Annotated in this window: 20 protein-coding genes; 9 read left to right on the top strand and 11 right to left on the bottom strand. The window is 68.4% G+C overall.

The window, feature by feature from the left end:
• The first annotated feature begins 119 nt into the window (after positions 1-119).
• A complete protein-coding gene (locus tag KXC42_RS01375) occupies positions 120-554 on the top strand; it encodes a helix-turn-helix domain-containing protein (protein WP_219129834.1) in 435 nt (144 codons plus the stop codon).
• A 12-nt stretch (positions 555-566) separates the two neighbouring features.
• Positions 567-1,157 carry a hypothetical protein gene (locus KXC42_RS01380; RefSeq protein WP_219129835.1) on the top strand — a complete coding sequence of 197 codons (591 nt, stop codon included), beginning with the start codon at positions 567-569 and terminating at the stop codon, positions 1,155-1,157.
• 80 nt (positions 1,158-1,237) lie between these two features.
• Here KXC42_RS01380 and KXC42_RS01385 read toward each other — a convergent pair whose 3' ends face one another.
• Entirely contained in the window at positions 1,238-2,119 is an 882-nt protein-coding gene (locus KXC42_RS01385; RefSeq protein ID WP_082331804.1) for a LysR family transcriptional regulator ArgP, read from the bottom strand.
• 72 nt (positions 2,120-2,191) lie between these two features.
• Between KXC42_RS01385 and KXC42_RS01390 the strand changes: the two genes are divergently transcribed.
• On the top strand, positions 2,192-2,794 hold the full coding sequence (locus tag KXC42_RS01390; RefSeq protein ID WP_006552522.1) for a LysE/ArgO family amino acid transporter: 603 nt from the start codon (positions 2,192-2,194) through the stop codon (positions 2,792-2,794).
• 4 nt (positions 2,795-2,798) lie between these two features.
• On the opposite strand, the gene KXC42_RS01395 is transcribed toward KXC42_RS01390, so the two are convergent.
• A complete protein-coding gene (locus KXC42_RS01395; protein ID WP_170318520.1) occupies positions 2,799-3,665 on the bottom strand; it encodes a cation diffusion facilitator family transporter in 867 nt (288 codons plus the stop codon).
• 36 nt (positions 3,666-3,701) lie between these two features.
• A complete protein-coding gene (locus KXC42_RS01400; RefSeq protein WP_006552520.1) occupies positions 3,702-4,121 on the bottom strand; it encodes a pyridoxamine 5'-phosphate oxidase family protein in 420 nt (139 codons plus the stop codon).
• 148 nt (positions 4,122-4,269) lie between these two features.
• Between KXC42_RS01400 and KXC42_RS01405 the strand changes: the two genes are divergently transcribed.
• The 3 genes from KXC42_RS01405 (at position 4,270) to tgt (ending at position 9,668) form a co-directional block, all read left to right on the top strand.
• Positions 4,270-7,011, top strand: coding sequence for a calcium-translocating P-type ATPase, PMCA-type (locus KXC42_RS01405; RefSeq protein ID WP_219129836.1), 2,742 nt, complete (start codon positions 4,270-4,272; stop codon positions 7,009-7,011).
• A 162-nt stretch (positions 7,012-7,173) separates the two neighbouring features.
• Positions 7,174-8,412, top strand: a complete 1,239-nt coding sequence (locus KXC42_RS01410) for an MFS transporter (protein WP_019290300.1) — start codon at positions 7,174-7,176, stop codon at positions 8,410-8,412.
• Positions 8,409-9,668, top strand: a complete 1,260-nt coding sequence (gene tgt, locus KXC42_RS01415; protein ID WP_006552517.1) for a tRNA guanosine(34) transglycosylase Tgt — start codon at positions 8,409-8,411, stop codon at positions 9,666-9,668. Before KXC42_RS01410 ends, tgt begins: the two co-directional genes overlap by 4 nt.
• Before the next feature lie 19 nt (positions 9,669-9,687).
• Here tgt and KXC42_RS01420 read toward each other — a convergent pair whose 3' ends face one another.
• The 5 genes from KXC42_RS01420 to KXC42_RS01440 all read right to left on the bottom strand — a co-directional run bounded on the left by KXC42_RS01420 (position 9,688) and on the right by KXC42_RS01440 (position 14,262).
• On the bottom strand, positions 9,688-10,419 hold the full coding sequence (locus tag KXC42_RS01420; protein ID WP_033097971.1) for a queuosine precursor transporter: 732 nt from the start codon (positions 10,417-10,419) through the stop codon (positions 9,688-9,690).
• Between the two features lie 125 nt (positions 10,420-10,544).
• Complete coding sequence (locus tag KXC42_RS01425; protein ID WP_219129837.1) at positions 10,545-11,297, bottom strand: RDD family protein; 753 nt, start codon at positions 11,295-11,297, stop codon at positions 10,545-10,547.
• 110 nt (positions 11,298-11,407) lie between these two features.
• Positions 11,408-11,977, bottom strand: coding sequence for a hypothetical protein (locus tag KXC42_RS27680; RefSeq protein WP_254704696.1), 570 nt, complete (start codon positions 11,975-11,977; stop codon positions 11,408-11,410).
• A gap of 443 nt (positions 11,978-12,420) precedes the next feature.
• Complete coding sequence (gene gluQRS / locus KXC42_RS01435; protein ID WP_033097942.1) at positions 12,421-13,353, bottom strand: tRNA glutamyl-Q(34) synthetase GluQRS; 933 nt, start codon at positions 13,351-13,353, stop codon at positions 12,421-12,423.
• Positions 13,354-13,362: 9 nt separating this feature from the next.
• The gene (locus KXC42_RS01440; RefSeq protein ID WP_006552513.1) at positions 13,363-14,262 is read right to left on the bottom strand and encodes a LysR family transcriptional regulator; all 900 of its coding nucleotides are present in this window, start codon (positions 14,260-14,262) and stop codon (positions 13,363-13,365) included.
• Positions 14,263-14,385: 123 nt separating this feature from the next.
• Between KXC42_RS01440 and KXC42_RS01445 the strand changes: the two genes are divergently transcribed.
• Both KXC42_RS01445 and KXC42_RS01450 read left to right on the top strand, forming a co-directional pair.
• Positions 14,386-15,774 carry an MFS transporter gene (locus KXC42_RS01445; RefSeq protein WP_219129838.1) on the top strand — a complete coding sequence of 463 codons (1,389 nt, stop codon included), beginning with the start codon at positions 14,386-14,388 and terminating at the stop codon, positions 15,772-15,774.
• Positions 15,771-16,508 carry a 3-hydroxybutyrate dehydrogenase gene (locus KXC42_RS01450; protein WP_006552511.1) on the top strand — a complete coding sequence of 246 codons (738 nt, stop codon included), beginning with the start codon at positions 15,771-15,773 and terminating at the stop codon, positions 16,506-16,508. The genes KXC42_RS01445 and KXC42_RS01450 overlap by 4 nt, the downstream gene beginning before the upstream one ends.
• A 53-nt stretch (positions 16,509-16,561) precedes the next feature.
• Here KXC42_RS01450 and KXC42_RS01455 read toward each other — a convergent pair whose 3' ends face one another.
• Together KXC42_RS01455 and KXC42_RS01460 are read right to left on the bottom strand one after the other, a co-directional pair.
• Entirely contained in the window at positions 16,562-17,146 is a 585-nt protein-coding gene (locus KXC42_RS01455; RefSeq protein WP_024102753.1) for a TetR/AcrR family transcriptional regulator, read from the bottom strand.
• 53 nt (positions 17,147-17,199) lie between these two features.
• Positions 17,200-17,865, bottom strand: a complete 666-nt coding sequence (locus KXC42_RS01460) for a YoaK family protein (protein ID WP_024102754.1) — start codon at positions 17,863-17,865, stop codon at positions 17,200-17,202.
• Positions 17,866-18,003: 138 nt separating this feature from the next.
• On the opposite strand from KXC42_RS01460, the gene KXC42_RS01465 reads away from it, so the two are divergent.
• Positions 18,004-19,053 carry a DUF1524 domain-containing protein gene (locus tag KXC42_RS01465; protein WP_033097940.1) on the top strand — a complete coding sequence of 350 codons (1,050 nt, stop codon included), beginning with the start codon at positions 18,004-18,006 and terminating at the stop codon, positions 19,051-19,053.
• 23 nt (positions 19,054-19,076) lie between these two features.
• Here the strand turns inward: KXC42_RS01465 and KXC42_RS01470 are convergent, their stop codons facing one another.
• Positions 19,077-19,340 carry a hypothetical protein gene (locus KXC42_RS01470; protein WP_006552507.1) on the bottom strand — a complete coding sequence of 88 codons (264 nt, stop codon included), beginning with the start codon at positions 19,338-19,340 and terminating at the stop codon, positions 19,077-19,079.
• Positions 19,341-19,365 lie beyond the last annotated feature (25 nt).

Below are 19,365 nucleotides of genomic sequence, written 5' to 3' on the forward strand. Positions count from 1 at the left end.
GATACGAAACATTCCGTCCTCGCGGGCGGGACGGGACACTTCTGGCCATGACGGAGGTGCGGACAACAGCGGTACGGTCACCTCTCGATCTCCTGCGCTCTGCGCGACCGGGGGTCTCCGTGCGATCTGGACGACCGGGGGTCTTCCGGGTCGACGAGACCACACCGGCGGGGCGGATCATGCAGCATCTGCGACGTGGGGGACCGGCGACGCGCACGATGCTCGCCGATTTCACGGGCCTGTCGGCGTCGACGGTCAACCGGGCGGTGACGTCGTTGCTCGAGCACGGGTTGCTGCGCGACCGCCCCGATCTCGCTCCGCGGGGACGGGTGGGACGGCCGCACGTGCCGGTGGAGGTGGACACCGAACGGGGTTTCCTCGCCGGTATCCATCTGGGGGAGCGGGAGACCCGGGTGGTTTCCGGCGACCTGCTCGGACGGGAACTGCACCGGACGACCTTCGCGACACCGGCGTCGGTGTTCGACGTCTTCGCCGCGATCGGTGCGGCGCTGCGGGTGCACGAGTCCCACCAGCGAGGCAGGCAGCCGCTGTAGGCAGGGCTCGCGGTGGGTGGTCTGTACGACGAGCACCGAGGGGCGCTCGACCACCCGCGACTGGGCTGGTGCGAAGCGCCCGTGGACGTGTTGTTCCGGGCGATCGTGCCCACGCCGTACACGGTCGTTCCGTACGTGGAGGCGGTCGCGGAGGTCGAATACCGCCGGTGCGAGAGCGCCTTCCGGCGACGACCCGAGAGCTGGCTGTATCTGTGTGCGGAAGAATCGATCTCGATGGCGTGGCTCGTGGACGGCCTCGCACGGTCCTCGGCCGACGACATCGAATCGTTCTGTGCTGTACTCGAACCGGGGAGTGCCGATGGCACCGACCCGTCGCCGAACCAGGCGGTGCTCCTCGGCCGTGCGGTCGCGCTGGTGCGCGACGTCGTCAATCCCGACGCGGTGACCGTCGGTGGTGAGCTGTTCACCCGACATGGACGGGAGCGCGAGGACGTGTCCGACGGTTACCGGCAGCAGTCGTCGTACAACGATGTGCCACTGCGGTTCTCGGAAGCCGATGACGATCTGCGGTCGGCGGCGGCGCTCGGTGCGGCGTCGCGGGTGATGTATGTCGACCCGATCGGCGCGATGCAGGCGCGGTGAGACGACAAGGTCTGGCGCATGCCGCTGATCGAGGTAGGGCGTCAGGCCGCTCCCGTTTCGGAAGGTCGGATTCCGGGAGGTCAGTGCAGCACTTCGCGCGCGGTGCGACGGACCGCATCGGTCAGCGCGTCGAGCACGGGGGAGTCCAGCCGCCACCGCTGCCAGTACAGCGGCACGGCGATCGGGTCGTCCGGGGCCATGCTCACGAGATCGGTCGTGTCGGCGACCATCGCGTCGGGGAGCATGGCCCAGCCCAACCCCAGCCGCGCGGCCTCGACGAATTCGAGGGCGCCCGGAACGTAGTTGCGCGGCGGATTCAGCCGCCGCCGGGTCCGCTTGCGGACGAAGCGATCCTGCATGTCGTCCTTGCGGTCGAAGGTGAGCATCGGGGCCTCCCGCAGTTCGGTGGGGGTCATGCCCTCGGGGAACCAGCGTTCGGCGAAGTCCACGCTCGCCATCGCGTGATAGCGCATGGCGCCGAGCTTCTCGGACGTGCAGCCCTGCACGGGTTCGGGGACGGAGGTGACCGCAGCCATGGCGGTTCCGTCGCGCAACAGATCCGTGGAGTGGAACTCGTCCTCGCGGTGCAGTTCGAACAGGGCTCGGTAGCGCACGGGCATCCGGGCCAGGGCGCGCAGCATCCAGGTGGACATCGAGTCGGCGTTGACGACGAGCGGGATCGTGGCGTAACTCCCGGTGTCGGCGCCGAGACCGAGTTCCTCGGAGGCGTCCTGCTCCAGCCGCGCGACCTGCCGGGCGAGCCGCATCACCACTTCGCCGGCCGCGGTCGCGCTGACGGGCCGGGTCCGTCGCAGCAGTACCTGACCGACGTGTTGTTCGAGCGACTTGATGCGTTGGCTCACCGCGGACGGTGTGACGCGAAGAACAGCCGCCGCACCCTCGAAAGTGCCCTCGTCCAATACCGTTGCAAAAGTGCGAAGTTGAGCGAAGTCGAGATCCACATTAAGAAACTCTAATGCAGGTACAGCAAAATCAACTGTTCTTATCTCGACAGGATTCCTAGCGTCGATGCCATGTCACTCGTCGTCGCCGGATTCGTCACAGGTCTGTCCCTCATCGCCGCCATCGGTGCGCAGAATGCCTTCGTCCTGCGCATGGCGATCGCGCGACGATTCGTGCTGCCTGTGATCGCGATCTGCGTGATCTCCGACGCCGTGCTCATCACCGCGGGCATCGCCGGGATCGCGACGATCCTCGACCGCGCTCCCGGCGCGATCGACGTGATCCGTTGGGCGGGTGCCGCTTTCCTCATCTGCTACGGACTCTTCGCGGCACGTCGCGCGCTGAAGCCGTCGGCACTGTCCGCTGCCCCGGGCGGTGCCGTCACCATCGGCGCGGCCCTGCTGACCTGTCTGGCGCTGACCTGGCTCAACCCGCACACCTATCTCGACACCGTGCTCATGCTCGGTTCGGTGGCCAACCACTACGGCAACCCCGGCCGGTGGTGGTTCGGTGCCGGGGCGATCACCGCGAGCGTCGTGTGGTTCGCCGCCCTCGGGTACGGGGCCCGCTATCTGCGCGCCTGGTTCGCCAAGCCGTCCTCGTGGCGCATCCTCGACGGTGGCGTCGCGGTCCTGATGCTCGGCCTCGGTGCCGGACTCGTCGCCTCGTCCTGATCACTCATCTGCGTCCCGTGGGGGCGCGGTCGGGCTCGAGATGGCTGAACACCACGACACCGGGCAGCGCCTCGGCGAGATCGGCCTCGATGCGGTCGAGCAGGTCGTGCCCGGCCCGCACCGTCCAGTCGCCCGGCACCCGCACGACGAGGTAGACGAAGCGCTGACGTCCCGACTCGCGGGTGCGCGGCGGCAGGATCGTCACCACCCCCGGTTCCCGATAGCGGTCGAGGACGGCGTTCACCGCCGTCACGTCCTCCGGGGGAAGAACCGCGTCGAGCATGCCGACGACCGCCTGCCGCACGAGGCCGAAACCGATCCGCAGGATGTTCAGGGCGACGAGGATCGCCACGATCGGGTCGAGCACGTCCCACCCGGACAGCGCGACCAGCGCGACGCCGACGAGCACGCCCGCCGACGTCCACACGTCCGTCAGCAGGTGTTTCCCGTCGGCGACCAGCGTGATCGACCGGTGTGCCCGACCCTGCCGGATGAGCAGCAGACCGACCACGAGATTGAGCGCCGACGATCCGGCCGACAGGAGGAGACCGAGTCCGACCTCGGTCACCGGCTGCGGTGAGATCAGGCGCTCGACCGAGGTCCACAGGATCACCGTCGCGGCGGCGAAGACCATGGTGCCCTCGACCGCGGCGGAGAGGTACTCGGCCTTCCCGTGCCCGAAATCGTGGTTCGCATCGGCCGGCTTCGCGGCGAGACGTAGCGCCGCGAGACCGACGAGCGCCGCGACGAGGTTGACCCCGGATTCGAGTGCGTCCGACAACAGACCCACGGATCCGGTGATCCACGCCGCCGATGCCTTCAGCAGCATCGTCGCGAGCGCGGTCGCCACCGACAGCAGCATGAACCGCATCAACAGGCGGTGCTGCTGCGCAGAGGGCACCACCGGTCAGCGCTTGACGAGCGTGAGTTGCATCCCGGTGAGGTCGGTGGCCGTCAGTGCGACGTAGTCGTACTTCGGGGTGGGAACCCACGGCGACAGTCCGAGGGCGTCGATCCGCGCCGCGTCGTCGAAGCTCCGCAGGATCCGGGCGTGTCCGTGCAGCACGACGCTCCATGCGGAGTCCTCGCGGATCTCGTCCACCTCGAAGGCCACCTGCGGGTGCACCGCCAGTTCGGAGAGCTTGCTGCCCTCACCGCTGCGGAAGTACACCGTGCGATCGTCGGTGACGTAGTTGACGGGATAGATCTCCGGTCGTCCGCCGACGACGGTGACGAGGCGGCCCACCTTGCCCGTCGCGAGCAGGTCCCAGCACTGGTCCTCGTCGAGGGGGACGACAGGATCGTCGGTGTTCGGGTTGTCGCGCATCGCGTTCACTCCTCCGGTTCCGCTGCCGTATCCAGCACATCACGAACCGGCTTCCGGCGCAGTGGAACGCTCCGCCGGTTACGGTGAAACCGGCCGTCAGGACCGTGTTCGCCCGATCCGCCGAGAGCAGCCCGAACGAGGAGTGCCGATGTCCGCACAGGCTCCCGCGACCACCTCGAGTTGGCACACCCGCGCCGCGACCGACGTCGCCGAGGCGTTCGAGGTCGATCCGCAACGAGGACTGAGCGCGGACGAGGTCGAACGACGCCGCGGCGAGTACGGCCCGAACCTGCTCGACGAGGCGAAGAAGGTGCCGACCTGGCGACGCGTGCTGTCGCTGCTGGCCGACAGGATGACCCTCGTTCTGGTCGTCGCGGCGGTGGTCAGCGCCACCGTCTCCCGTGAGTGGGAGACCCCCGTCGTCATCTTCGCGGTGATCGCGCTCAACACCGTGCTGAACTACGTGCAGGAATCCCGGGCCGAGAGCAGCCTCGCTGCGTTGAAGAAGATGTCGGTGTCCACCAGCCGGGTGCTGCGCGACGGTCGCGGGACGGAGGTGCCGCGCGCCGAACTCGTCCCCGGAGACGTGGTGCTCCTCGAGGCCGGCGACACCGTCCCGGCCGACGGCCGACTCGTCACCGCCGTCCGGCTGCAGGTCGCCGAGGCCGCCCTCACCGGCGAATCCCAGCCCGTCGACAAACAGGTCGACGTCGTCGACGATCCCGACGCACCGCTCGGCGACCGCACCGACATGCTGTTCATGAACACCGAGGTCACACGCGGACGTGCCGCGATGATCGTCACCGGAACGGGCATGCGCACCGAGATGGGAGCCATCGCAACCCTTCTCGGAGCGGCAGGTGTCGAACAGACGCCGCTGCAACGACGCATCGGCCAGCTCGCCCAGGCCCTGACGATCATCGCGATCGTGACGGTGGCGCTGGTGTTCGTCCTCGGACTGCTGCGGGGGCAGACCTGGTCGGATCTCCTCGTCACCGCGGTGTCGCTGGCGGTCGCGACGATCCCCGAAGGGCTCACGGCCGTCGTCGCCTTCACCCTGGCGATGGGAGCCTCACGCCTCGCGGCCCGCGGCGCGATCGTCAAACGACTCGCCGCGGTCGAGACACTCGGCAGCACCACCCACATCTGCACCGACAAGACCGGCACCCTCACCCTCAACGAGATGACGGCGCAGCGACTGCTCGTCGCGGGTCGTGCCTTCCGCGTCACCGGCACCGGGTACGGAACCGACGGCAAGATCCTTGTCGGCGACGGCCTGCCCGCACCGGACTTCACGGACGCACTGCTCGGGATGGGACTGTGCAACGACGCGACCGTGCGCAACGGAATACTGGTCGGCGATCCCACCGAGGGTGCCCTCGTGGTGCTCGCCGAGAAGGGCGGCATCGACGTCGAGGGTGCGCGGGCCGCGCTGAACCGCATCGCGGAGGTGCCGTTCGACTCGGACTACAAGTACATGGCCACCTTCCACACCCTGCCGAACGGCGGATACCGCTGTTTCGTGAAAGGTGCACCGGGTGTGCTCCTCGACCGTGCCACCTCGATCGCCGGTCCCGACGGTCCGATTCCACTCGACGACGACGGTCGCGCGAGGATCCACCGGGCCGTGGAGGCGCTCGCGTCGGAAGGTCTGCGAACTCTCATGATCGCCGGGCGCGACCTCGACGCCGTTCCCCGCGGCGACACCGATGCCCTGCAGGAGAAGGTGGCCGACCTGACGATCCACGCGATCGTCGGCATCGTCGACCCGCCGCGGACCGAAGCCGAGGATGCGATCGCCGTCGCCCACGAGGCGGGCATCTCGGTGCACATGATCACCGGCGACCATCTGGTGACGGCCTCCGCGATCGCCGAGGAACTCGGAATCCGCGGGTCGGCTGCCTCCGGTGCGGATCTCGACAAACTCACCGACGACGAACTGCGCCGGAGGGCAAAGGAATTCGGTGTCCTCGCCCGCGTGGCGCCCCAACACAAGATCAGGTTCGTCGAAGCGCTGCAGGCCGACGGGCAGATCGTCGCGATGACGGGCGACGGCGTCAACGACGCTCCCGCGCTCGAACAATCCGACATCGGTGTGGCCATGGGCATCACGGGAACCGACGTCTCCAAGGGCGCCGCGGACATGATCCTCACCGACGACAACTTCGCGACCATCGTCGCCGCCGTGGCCGAGGGACGCGGAATCTACGACAACATCATCAAATTCGTGAAGTTCCAGCTCACCACGGCGTGGGGCTTCGTCCTGATCTTCCTGACGGCCGGTGTGCTCGGCCTCGCGGGTGGCGCGCCCTTCAGCGCACTGCAGATCCTGTGGGTGAACATCATCATGGACGGACCGCCGGCGCTCGCGCTCGGTGTCGACCCGACCGCCCCCGACGCGATGCGGCGACGACCGCGGCCTGCGAACGAGGCGCTGCTCGAACGCTCCCGGGTCCAGCGCATCCTCGGCCTCGGCATCGTGATGACGGTGGGCACGATCGCGGTCCTGCACTTCGGGCCGGAACTGTTCCCCGACAGTGCATCCGACCCGTTGTTCGCCACCACCCTCGCGTTCACGACATTCGTCTTCTACCAGGTGTTCAACCTGTTCAACGTGCGCTCGGATCTCGGATCGGTGTTCTCGGCGCAGACGTTCACCAACCACACCATCTGGATCGCGATCGGCGCCGTCGTCGTCCTTCAGATCTGCGTCGTGCAACTCGGCGCCCTGCAGGGATTCATGGACACCACCTCGCTCACCTCCGAGCAGTGGCTGCTCGCGGTCGCCGTCGGCTCGTCCGTGCTGTGGGTGGACGAGATCGGCAAGTTCGTCGCCAGGAGGATCGAGGCGCGCAGGGCCGAGCGGGCGGATACGACCTTCCTCACCTGACGATCAGGAGATGGCGGAACTCACGTCGCCGCGGGGAGAAGTGTGAGGCCGGACTGCCCCAGAATGGAGGCTGCCCCCGCGTCGCTCCCCCAGCGCGCCCGCGTCCCGGCCCGCACGACCTCCGGCTCCGGGACCCTCGACAGATCGAAGGTTTCCTCACCGATGACCACCACGGCTTCCGGCCGCCCACTCGACGATCCTGCCCACACCGACTCCGGACATCCCGCGCGCACGCTCGTGATGTGGGCGCTCGCCCTCGGTGGGTTCGGGATCGGAACCACCGAGTTCGTCGCCATGGGGTTGCTCCCCGAGATCGCGACGAGCATCGGGGTCTCCGAACCCACCGCGGGCCACGTCGTCTCCGCCTACGCGGCCGGTGTCGTCGTCGGTGCCCCGCTCATCGCGACGATCGCCGCCCGCGTGCCGCGCAAGACACTGCTGGTCGCGCTGATGGTCGCGTTCACCCTCGGGAACGCCGCCACGGTGCTGGCCCCGAACTACGGTCTGCTCGTCGTCTCCCGCTTCGTCGCCGGCCTGCCGCACGGCGCGTACTTCGGGGTCGCCGCACTGGTCGCGGCGCACCTCGCCGGACCCGGTCGCCGCGCGCGGGCGGTGTCGCTGGTGATGATGGGGCTGTCGGTGGCGAACGTCGTCGGGGTGCCCGCTGCCTCGTGGCTCGGCATGGCGCTGGGCTGGCGCGCGGCGTTCGTGCTGGTCGCGGTGATCGGAGTGGCCACCATCGTCGCTCTCGCCGCCTGGGTGCCGACACTGTCGATACCGACGACCAGCGTGCGGGTCGAACTCGGGGCGTTGAAGAGCAGCACCGTCTGGCTCACGCTCGCCGTGGCCGTCATCGGCTTCGGTGGTGTGTTCGCGGTGTACACCTACATCAGCACCACGCTGACCGACGTCGCCGGAGTGTCGAGATCGCTGGTGCCGGTCGCGCTGATGCTCTTCGGCGTGGGCATGGTCGTCGGCAATGCCATCGGTGGTCGCGTCGCCGACCGCGGTGTGATCCCCGGCGTCTACGCGTCGATCACCTCGCTCGCGGTGCTGCTCGCGCTGTTCGTCGCCGCAGCCCACAACCCGTGGACCGCCTTCGTGATGGTCTTCGGCCTGGGTGTCGGATGCGCCGCGGTGGGCCCGGCCCTGCAGGTGCGGTTGATGGACGTCGCCGAGGACGCCCAGACGCTCGCGGCGTCGCTGCACCACGCCGCGTTCAACCTGGCCAACGCGTTCGGTGCGTGGATCGGCGGGGTCGTGATCGCGGCCGGGTTCGGCTACACCGCTCCCGCCGCGGTCGGTGTGCTGCTGGCGCTCGCCGGTGTCGCCGTGTTCGCGATCTCCGTCCGCCGCCGCGAGAAGGCCGCACCTTCCCGACGTGATTGGATACGGAAGTGACCGATTCCAGCATTCCGACCCCGCCCGATCCCTTCTTCACGGTCGGAGCGCGTCTCGACAACGGACTCGGCCGCACGGGCACGATCCACACCCCGCACGGAGACATCCGCACCCCGGCCTTCGTCCCGGTGGGCACGAAGGCGACCGTCAAGGCGGTGCTGCCCGAGACGATGGCCGAGCTCGGCTCGCAGGCGCTGCTCGCCAACGCCTACCACCTCTACCTGCAGCCCGGCTCCGACATCGTCGACGAGGCCGGCGGGCTCGGGAAGTTCATGAACTGGCCCGGTCCGACCTTCACCGACAGCGGCGGCTTCCAGGTCATGTCGCTCGGAGCCGGGTTCAAGAAGGTCATCGCGATGGAGTCCGTCGGTGTCCAGAACGACGACGTCATCGCCAAGGGCAAGGAGCGGCTCGCCCACGTCGACGACGACGGGGTGACCTTCAAATCGCACCTCGACGGGTCGCGGCACCGGTTCACCCCCGAGGTGTCGATGCGTATCCAGCACGAGCTCGGCGCCGACATCATGTTCGCCTTCGATGAGCTCACGACCCTCATGAACACCCGCGGCTACCAGGAACGCTCCCTCGAACGGACCCAGGCGTGGGCGGTGCGGTGCATCGCCGAGCACGAGAAGCTCACCGCCGAACGCGCTCGCCGCCCCTACCAGGCGTTGTTCGGCGTCGTGCAGGGCGCGCAGTACGAGGACCTGCGACGACAGGCCTGCCGGGGCCTCGAGTCCATCGTCGGCGAGACCGGCCGCGGATTCGACGGCTACGGCATCGGCGGTGCGCTCGAGAAGCACAATCTCGGCACGATCGTGCGGTGGTGCACCGAGGAGCTGCCCGAGCACAAGCCGCGACACCTGTTGGGCATCAGCGAACCCGACGACATCTTCGTCGCGGTCGAGCACGGCGTCGACACCTTCGACTGCGTCAATCCGTCGCGGGTCGCGCGCAACGCCGCGATCTACCACCCCGACGGCCGGTTCAACATCAACACCAGCCGTCACCGGCGCGACTTCACGCCGATCGACGAGAACTGCGACTGCTACACCTGCCGGAACTACACGCGCGCGTACATCCACCACCTGTTCAAGGCGAAGGAGATGCTCGCCTCGACGTTGTGCACGATCCACAACGAACGGTTCACGGTGCGCCTCGTCGACGACATCCGGGCGAACATGGAGAACGGCACGCTTGCCGAGTTCAAGGCCGAGACGCTCGGCCGGTTCTACGCGAGCCGGCGTCGGGCCTGAGTCGTCAGGGCGTGAGTCGTCAGGCGTAGGAGGGTTCGCGCTTCTTGACGTACGCGATCACGCGGTAGGTCACCGGGAGCACGACGATCTCGACCAGCGTCTTCCACAGGAACCCGACGATCACGAAGTTGACGAAGTCGGCCCAGGTCGTGATGCCGATGGCCCCTGCGGCGATCGAGCAGAAGATGAGGGTGTCGGCGAACTCGCCGACGACGGTCGACCCGATCAGCCGCGCCCACAGGTGCTTCTCCCGGGTGCGTTCCTTGATGCGGACGAGCACGTACGAGTTGAGCAACTGCCCGACCGCGTACCCGGCGAGCCCGGCGATCAACATCCGGGGTACCACACCGAGGACGTTCTCGAAGGACTCCTGACCGGCGTAGAAGTCGGCCGGGGGCAGCTGCTGCGTGATCCAGAAGCACAGCGCGGACAGCGCGACCGCCCCGAAGCCGTAGAAGACGGCGCGGCGGGTGGCCGCGAAGCCGTACACCTCGCTGAGCACGTCGCCGAGGATGTAGGCGAGGGGGAACAGGAAGAACCCGCCGTCGGTGATGATCGGCAGGATCTGCAGCGGCCCGACGGTGAGTTCGGAGCCGGTGAAGAACGCGATGCCCTTCGTCGCGGAGATGTTGGAGATCATCAGCACCGCGGTGAACAGCACGACGATCCCCGTGTACGGGCTGCGTCCCACGCGCGCGAAGGCGGCGTGGTCGAAGAGGGCGGGGGAGGTGTTCGATCCGTGCTCGGTCACCCGGACATCCAAGCATCTCCGCGGGGTGATCACGAAGTTGCGGACCGTCTGTACGTGCGCGAACACCCCATATGCGACGAACGGGTCCCGTCCTGACGAGGACGGGACCCGGAGCGCACGGGAGATCAGGACTTACGTACCCGGGTGCCGCCGGCGAACTTGTCGTGGAAACCCTGCTTGTTGCCGTCCTGCTCGATGGTGACCGCGATACCGATGTATGCGGCGAGCGACAGCAGACCGGCGAGGAAGCCCAGCAGCGGGACGCCGGTGAGGATCTGCAGCGCGACGAAGACGTTGCGCTTGGCGGCCTGCTCGAGGGTGGGGTTACCACCGGCAGGGCCGGCGACCGACAAGCCGAGGAGCTTCTTGCCGATCGTCGCGCCCCGAGCGGACTCCATGTACGTCCAGTAGCCGAAGGCGACGACACCGCTGACGACCGTCATGAAGAAGTCCACGAAACCGCTTCCACCGCTCGCGAGGATCATGATCGCGCTCAGGATCCCCATGGGGATACCAACGATGAGGCCGTCGATGATGCGGGCGCCGAGACGCGGGAGCAGTTCCCCCGGGGTGCCGGCACCGAAATTCGGATCCGGGCCGGGGAATCCCGGGCCGCCGAACCCACCGTCCTGCGGCGCCCCGTACTGGGGTGCACCGTACTGAGGAGCGCCGAACTGGGGCGCACCGAATTGGGGCGTTCCGTTCTGCGGGGTTCCGTACTGAGGAGCGCCGTACTGGGGGCCACCGTTCTGGGGCGCGCCGTACTGCGGGAACTGCTGGGTGTAATCGGGCGGGGTGGCGCCGTACGAGGGGGCGCCGGGATGAGCGCCCGTCGCCCGAGGATCCTGCTGAGGGGGTGGATAGCCACCAGTGGTCACTTATGTCTCCCTTGTCGCGATCGGCATGGCAACGCGCCACGGTACAGCGTGCCGTGGCGCGTCGGTAGATATGCCTACGGATGCGACGGGAGGGTCCCGCCGGGGTTGTGTCAGGCCGCTACGGGACCACCCGTGGTGACCCGGTAGGCGTACGTGACGGCGATGATCGACACCGGCACGGTGACCAGCAGGCCGATCAGGCACAACAGGGCACCGAGGAGATTGATGCCGAGCAGTGCGAGGGCGAGCAACACCAGCGTTCCCGCATTCGATTTGACGGCATTGAAGCTCGACTTGATCGCGGTGACGGCATCCTGATTGCGATCGATGACGAACTGCATCGTCCACCACGCGAAGAACGCGAACACCAGGCCCGGGAGGATGCACAGCACGAGACCGATCGACGTGCCGATGCCCACGAGCAGACCTGCGAGGATGACCGCACCGATCGGGCCGATCTGGAGGAACGTCCCGAAAGCGGGGCGCTGCCCGTCGGTTTCGGCCAGCGCACCGCGCACGAAGGCGGCCTGGATCAGGTATCCGACGATCGCCGAGACGATGCTGCCGATGGCGCTCAGGAAGGTGAAGTCCGTCGCCTCACCGGTGAAGTCGAACCCGTTGAAGATGCCGCTGATCAGGCCCTGGATGACGAACGCGGCGAGCATGAAGACGATCCACACGCCGGCGTTACCGCTGAACTTCGACCAGCCGTAGGAGATCGCGTCGCCGACACTCAGCTGATTCGGAGGCGGACCACCGAAGCTCCCGGCGCCGTACGCACCCGGAGGGGGCGGGTAGTCACCACCCGACGGGGGAGGCGGATAGTTCCCCGGCGGCGGGTAGGACCCACCCGGCGGCGGGTAGTTGCCACCCGAGGGCGGGGGGTAGTTCCCCGGAGGGGGGTAGTTGCCGGGCGGCGGATAGTTCCCACCCGGCGGGGGAGTGCCACCGCCCGAGGGCGGCGGATAGCTTCCGGGTGGCGGATAACCACCCGGGTTCTTCGGATCCTGATTCGGGTCGTAACCACCGGTGGTAATGGCTGCCTCTCGTCTCCGGGATCGGACACTTCCGAGAGAGTACGGACATCACCTCGGGTCCGCATCCGCTATGTCCGCATCGTGTCCTATCGGATGCCTTCCTCCGACGGGGTGAACACCCACGGATCGCGGGGGAGTCTCACGGGATTCCAGCGGTCCAGCAACAGTTCCGGCGACACGGGCTCGCCGGGGTCGGCGAGTCGCAGCGACACGGCGATCGTGCCCAGCACGTCGGCGGCCGTGTGACCGAGCGCGAGCTGATCGGCCAGTGTCACCGCGCCGTCCCGTTTGGCCAGTCGCTTACCCTCCTTGCCGAGCGCGAGCGGCACGTGCGCGTAGACGGGTTCCGACAGTCCGAGAAGGTGTGCGAGACAGGCCTGCCGGGGCGCGGAAGTGAGCAGGTCGTCTCCGCGTACCACCTGATCGATGCCCTGGTCGGCGTCGTCCACCACCACTGCGAGGTTGTACGCGGGGGTTCCGTCGTTGCGGCGCAACACGAGATCGTCGACGATGCCCGTGAAATCTCCGTGCAGCAGGTCGTGGACGGTGAACCACTCCTCGGTCGCCCGCAACCGGATCGCCGGGGCGCGGCCGGAGGCCCGGCGCTCGGCCCGCTGCTCGTCGGTGAGGTTGCGGCAGGTGCCCGGATAGGCGCCCGCAGGGGCGTGGGGTGCGGAGGTGGCCTCGAGGATCTCGCGTCGGGTGCAGTAGCACTCGTAGGTCAGACCGGCCTGCTCGAGCCGCGCGATCGCCTCGTCGTACAGGCGCCGGCGGCGGGACTGGTGGACCACCCGGCCGTCCCAGTCGAGACCGATCGCCGCGAGATCCGCGAGCTGGCGTTGCTCCGCGCCGGGGCGCACCCGGTCGAGATCCTCGACGCGGACCAGGAACCGACGGTTGGTCGACCGCGCGAACAACCACGCCAGGACGGCGGTGCGCAGATTGCCCAAGTGCAGGTCGCCGGAGGGACTCGGTGCGAAGCGACCCGCTCCTGCTTCGTCCTCGTCCGAAAGTGACACCCGTGCACTCTATCGAGCGACCCCCAGGAGTACCGCTCGCTGGGCGTGCACGACCTCCCGGATCGCCGCGACCGCGGCCGCGACCTCCGGCTGCCGCAGCGTCTCCGAGCGTGCGACGAGCCAGTAGGCCAGACGCGCCTCGACCTCACCGGGCAGGACCCGGACGAGATCGGGGTGCCGATCGGCCATGAAGCACGGCAGCAGACCGAGTCCTCCGGCGGCGCGGGTCGCTTCGACGTGCACGAACACGTTCGTCGAGCTGATCGAATCCTGCATGTCGGGGGCGATGCGCCGCGCGACGTCGAGATCGTCGACCTGCAGCATCGAATCGATGAAGTACACGAGGGTGTGCTCACGCAGGTCGCGGACCGACGACGGGGAACCGTGCGTGGCGAGATAATCGCGCGAGGCATACAGGCCCAGGTTGTAGTCGGCGAGACGGTGCGCTTCGGCCCGATGCACCTGCGGGCGTCCCACGACCACCTCGATGTCCATGCCGGACCGCTGCTGTGAGGCGCGACGGGTGGTCGCGACGATCTCGACGGAGATACCCGGATGGCGTTGCCGCACGAGCGCGCCGGCCGGGGCGGCGATGTAGGCGCTGAAGCCGTCGGTGGCGGAGATACGCACGACGCCCTCGAGGCGGCGCTCACCCCGGGGGTTCCGCAGACTTCCGACCGCGGCCTCGATGCGTTCGGCGGCCTCGAGCGCCTCGCGACCGCGGTCGGTCAGTTCCCATCCCGCCGCCGACCGCGTGAGCACGCGACCGCCGAGGCTGCGCTCGAGCGCAGCGATCCGCCGGGAGATCGTGGTGTGGTTGACGCCCAGGTCGTCGGCGGCGCTGGTGAACCTGCCACTGCGCCCGACGGCGAGCAGGACGAGGAGGTCATCGGCCGAGGGCACGCTCATGTGTGCAGTTTTGCAGATCGCATCTGCGAATCGCGTCATTGTGGATGCAAATGTGCGTACCGATACTCGGCATATGTGTTTGGAAGTGTTCCCCGTCACACAGCGTCCCGGGAGGGTGCAGGCATGAGCGTCGAACAGGCACGAACGGATGGACCGGAGAGTTCACCGTCGGCATTGCGCAGGGTCGTCGGTGCGTCCATGGCGGGCACCGTCGTCGAGTGGTACGAGTTCTTCCTCTACGGCACCGCCGCGACCCTCGTCTTCGCCAAAGTCTTCTTCCCCGGCGGCGGCAACGAACTCGACGCGATCATCGCGGCGTTCGTCACCTACGCCGTGGGCTTCGTCGCCCGGCCGCTCGGTGGGATCGTCTTCGGCCACTTCGGTGACCGGTTCGGACGCAAGCAGCTGCTGCAGACCAGCATCATCATTGTCGGCGTCGCGACCTTCCTGATGGGCTGCCTGCCGACCTTCGGTGCCATCGGGTACTGGGCGCCGGCACTGCTCGTGACGCTCCGGTTCATCCAGGGCTTCGCGGTCGGCGGCGAGTGGGGCGGCGCGGTACTGCTGGTCGCCGAACACAGCCCCGATCGCTCGCGCGGATTCTGGTCGTCGTGGCCGCAGGCCGGTGTGCCGATGGGCAATCTCCTCGCGACGATCGTCCTGCTCGTCCTCACCACCACGTTGCCCGAATCGGCCTTCCTGTCGTGGGGCTGGCGAGTCGCGTTCTGGCTCTCGGCCGTCATCGTGCTGATCGGCTACTACATCCGCACCAAGGTCACCGACGCCCCGATCTTCCTCGAGGCGCAGCAGGAGGCCGACAAGCTGAAGGAGACGTCGTTCAACGTCTTCGAGGTGCTCGAGCGCTACCCGCGCGGCGTGTTCACGGCCATGGGCCTGCGGTTCGCCGAGAACGTCATGTACTACCTCGTCGTCACCTTCTCGATCACCTATCTGAAGATCGTCGTCGGTGCCGACACCAGCCACATCCTGTGGTGGATGCTCGCCGCGCACGCCGTGCACTTCGTGATCATCCCGATGGTCGGACGACTGTCGGACACGCTGGGACGCCGTCCCGTCTACATGATCGGTGCCGTCACCGCCGGTGCCTGGGGCTTCCTCGCCTTCCCGATGATGGACACCGGCAACAGTGCGTGGATCATCTCGGCGATCGTCATCGGACTCGTCTTCCACTCGTTCATGTATGCGGGGCAGCCGGCGATCATGGCGGAGATGTTCCCGACCCGCATGCGCTACTCGGGCGTCTCCCTCGGCTACCAGGTCACCTCGATCGTCGCAGGGTCGCTCGCCCCGATCATCGCCGCGAGTCTGCTCAGCCGCTTCGAGTCGTCGGTCCCGATCTCCTTCTATCTGCTCGGCTCGTCGCTGATCACGATCGTCGCGGTGATCGTGGCCCGGGAGACGAAGGGCATCTCGCTGCGCGACATCGACGCCGCGGACGCGGAAACGGTCGCCCAGAAGAAGGCCGCCGAGAACGCCAGGATCTCGGCATGAGGGCCCGCACCGCACTCGTGACCGGTGGTGTCGGCGGGATCGGGGCGGCCTGCGCCCGCGCCCTCGCCCGGCAGGGAGTCCGCGTGACCGTCGCCGACGTCGACGAGGTCGCCGCGAAGACGCTCGCCCACGAGATCGGGGGAGAGGCGTGGGGTGTCGACCTGCTCGACACCGACGGCCTCGACGGTCTCCGCCTCGACGTCGACATCCTCGTCAACAACGCCGGCATCCAGGTGGTGCGGCCGGTGGAGGACTTCGCCCTCGCCGACTTCCGCCGCATCCAGACGCTCATGGTCGAGGCGCCCTTCCTGCTCGTGAAGGCCGCGCTGCCCGGCATGTACGAGCGGGGCTTCGGCCGGATCGTGAACATCTCGTCGGTCCATGGGCTGCGGGCGTCGGCGTTCAAGGCCGGGTACGTCACCGCCAAGCACGGCCTCGAGGGGTTCTCCAAGGTCGTCGCGCTCGAAGGCGGTCCCCGTGGCGTGACGAGCAACTGCGTCAATCCGGGTTACGTCCGCACCCCGCTGGTGGAGAAGCAGATCTCGGAACAGGCCCGCGCGCACGACATCCCGGAGGATCGCGTGCTCTCGGATGTGTTGCTCACCGATCAGGCGGTGACCCGGCTGGTCGAGCCGGAGGAGGTGGCCTCGCTCGTGTCGTGGCTGGCCTCCGACGAAGCCGGGATGGTCACCGGCGCGTCGTACACGATGGACGGCGGCTGGTCGGCCCACTGACAGGACGGTCCGACTGCAATCACCGACCCGCGTCCCGGATTCCGGGGCGCGGGTCAGTGCGCGTCGGCGCCGTCGAGGACGAGCTGGACCTGGGCGTGCAGAGCGTGGGTCAGATACTCGCGCGGGTAGAGCTCGGGGCTCGCCGCCGCGTCGAGTGCGAGCCCGTTCGCGGCCGAGAGCAGCAGAGCGGCCCGGGTCTCCGGGTCGGGTGTACCGGCGCGGATCAATACGCGCGCTATGCCCGTGCGGATCGTGAACAGGGTGGCGGTGCGGATGGCGCTCAGCGTGGGGGAGGTGACCGCCCGCACGGCGAACGCCGACATCACGTGCACCTCGCTGCCACGTTCCTCGTCGAGGGGGAGCAGCTGGCTGAGCGCGGAGAACAGGGTGCGCGCCGGATCGATGTCGGGATCGACGTTCGTCAGCCGGTTCAGCACCCGGTCCGAGAGCGTGCGGAACGAGTACGCGAGCATCTCGTCCTTGGTTGGGAAATGGTGCTGCACCGCCCCGATCGAGACCCCTGCCTCGTTGGCCACCTCCCGCACACTCGCCGCGTCGAGACCGTTGCGTGCGGCCACGTCGAGCAGGGCCGCAGCAAGCCTGGTGGGGCTGGTGGTGATGTAGGGGCGCGTGCGCATGGGGAGCACCGTAGCCGAGCTCTCCACCATACGAACGTACGGGGAGGCGGGAATCACACCCCGTCGGTGAGCTCGCGATCTGAGAGGAAACGGACCGACACCGTCAGCGCGGCTGCGAACGCCGCTGCGATCCACAGGGCGTGCAGCCCCAGCACCCGGTGGGCGAGCGCGCCGAGAACGGCGCCCGTCACCAGGCCGCCCCACAGGCCCAGATAGGGCAGCCAGCTCCAGCGCGGACCACCGAAGAACGCCGCCGCGATCCGCTGCCCGATCTTGACCAGCGCACCCGTCATGTAGGTCAGGGCGACGGTCGTCTCCCCGAGCCGCCGGAACACCGAGTTCTCCGTTCCCATGGCCAAGGTCATCGCGATCACGGCGACCGGCGTCCAGTCCACGAAGACGGCCGCGGCGGCGATCGTCAGCAACACGGTCACCGTCGCGAGGACGGCGGTCTTGCGGGTCCGCCGGTCTCGGTCGGTCAGTTCCGCTACCACGCTGCCGAGAATCACTCCGAGCACGAACAGCGCGAGCACACCGCCGATGAGGGTGACCGTCTGCCAAGCACCGTCGGCCGTCCCGACCGCGAAGCGCGTGGAGTTGCCGCTCATGAACGACACGAAGACGCCGCCCAGGGTGATGAAACCGAGGGCATCGATGAACCCTGCGAGAGAGGACAACGCGATCGCGAGTCCCTGCAACTGCCTGCCGTAACCGACCACCAGACGATAGTAGGAACCGTTCCCGCCGGATGCCGACGACGTCGGCTCGCGGATAGTTACGCGGTGTAACGACCGGGCTTTGTGGGCGCGATGGACAAGGGGAGCCGTCCGGCGCCGTCGTTCTCAGGAGTTCCCTCGATGTCCTTGCCCCGCTTGTCGTCCCGGCTGTCCCTGCTCGTCGTCGCGACGGTCGCGGGTCTGACCCTCACCGGTTGTGATTCGACCACCGAGGACACTTCCGTCGCTCCGGCGGCGACTTCCGAACAGTCCCCGGTGCCGAGCTCCGAAACCCCCACGACGACACCGTCCCCCACCACGACGCGCTCCACCTCGACGACCGCACCGAACCCGGCAGCGTCGGCGGATTCGTCGGAGGCCCTGGCCCGGCTGGCGACCCTGCCGATCAAGGGGCGCGCGCCCAAGACCGGGTACAGCCGCGACCTGTTCGGCCAGGCGTGGAGCGACGACGTGTCGGTGGAGTTCGGGGGCAACGGCTGCGACACCCGCAACGACATCCTGCGACGCGACCTCGTCGATATCGTCTACCGGCCCGGTACCCGCGACTGCGTCGTCGCGTCGGGAACCCTGAACGACTTGTACACCGGTACGACGATCGCGTTCACCCGCGGGCAGGACACCTCGACCGCGGTGCAGATCGACCACGTCGTCGCGTTGTCGGACGCGTGGCAGAAGGGCGCGCAGCAACTCGACGCGGGCACCCGGGCCGATTTCGCCAACGACCCGCGCAACCTCCAGGCCGTGGACGGGCCGACCAACCAGCAGAAGAGCGACGGCGACGCCGCCACCTGGCTGCCGCCGAACCGCGCGTACCGCTGCACGTATGTCGCGCGGCAGATCGAGGTCAAGGCGATCTACGGCCTGTGGGTGACGCAGGCCGAGCACGACGCGATGGCGCGGGTCCTCACCGAATGCGGAGGTGGGGCTCCCGCAGCTGCACCCGCGCCCACCACGACGACGCGCCAGGCGCCCGCACCTGCGCCGGCACCCTCGCCGGCTCCTGCACCTGTACCTGCGCCCGCCCCCGCCGAGCCGGCCCCTGCTCCGGCGGAGGTGTATTACAAGAACTGCGCGGCGGCCCGGGCCGCGGGAGCCGCACCGCTGTATGTGGGAGAGCCCGGCTACCGGCCGAAGATGGACGGTGACGGGGACGGCGTCGCCTGCGAGTAGCACACACCGCCGTGATCTCTCGGTCAGCTGAAGCGGTGGGTGAGATTGCGGCGCATGCGGTGCAGCTCGCGGAGCTGGGCGCCCAGCCGCTCGACCTCGGCGTCGAACCGGCGCGCCCGGTCCACGGCCCCCACCCGGTGTTCGGCGAGGGCCTTCTGTTCGGTCTTCTCGATGGCTGCGGACACCTCGTCGATCTCCCGGTCCAGCATCTCCACCCAGACCGAAGCCTGCTCGTGGTCGGCGTCGCCGCCGAGCGGGAAATTGTCGTCCGCGGTCACGAGACGCATCGTGCCCGAGATCGGCCCGGTACGC

The organism is Rhodococcus sp. LW-XY12 (assembly GCF_019317345.1).
Classification (GTDB): domain Bacteria; phylum Actinomycetota; class Actinomycetes; order Mycobacteriales; family Mycobacteriaceae; genus Rhodococcus; species Rhodococcus pyridinivorans.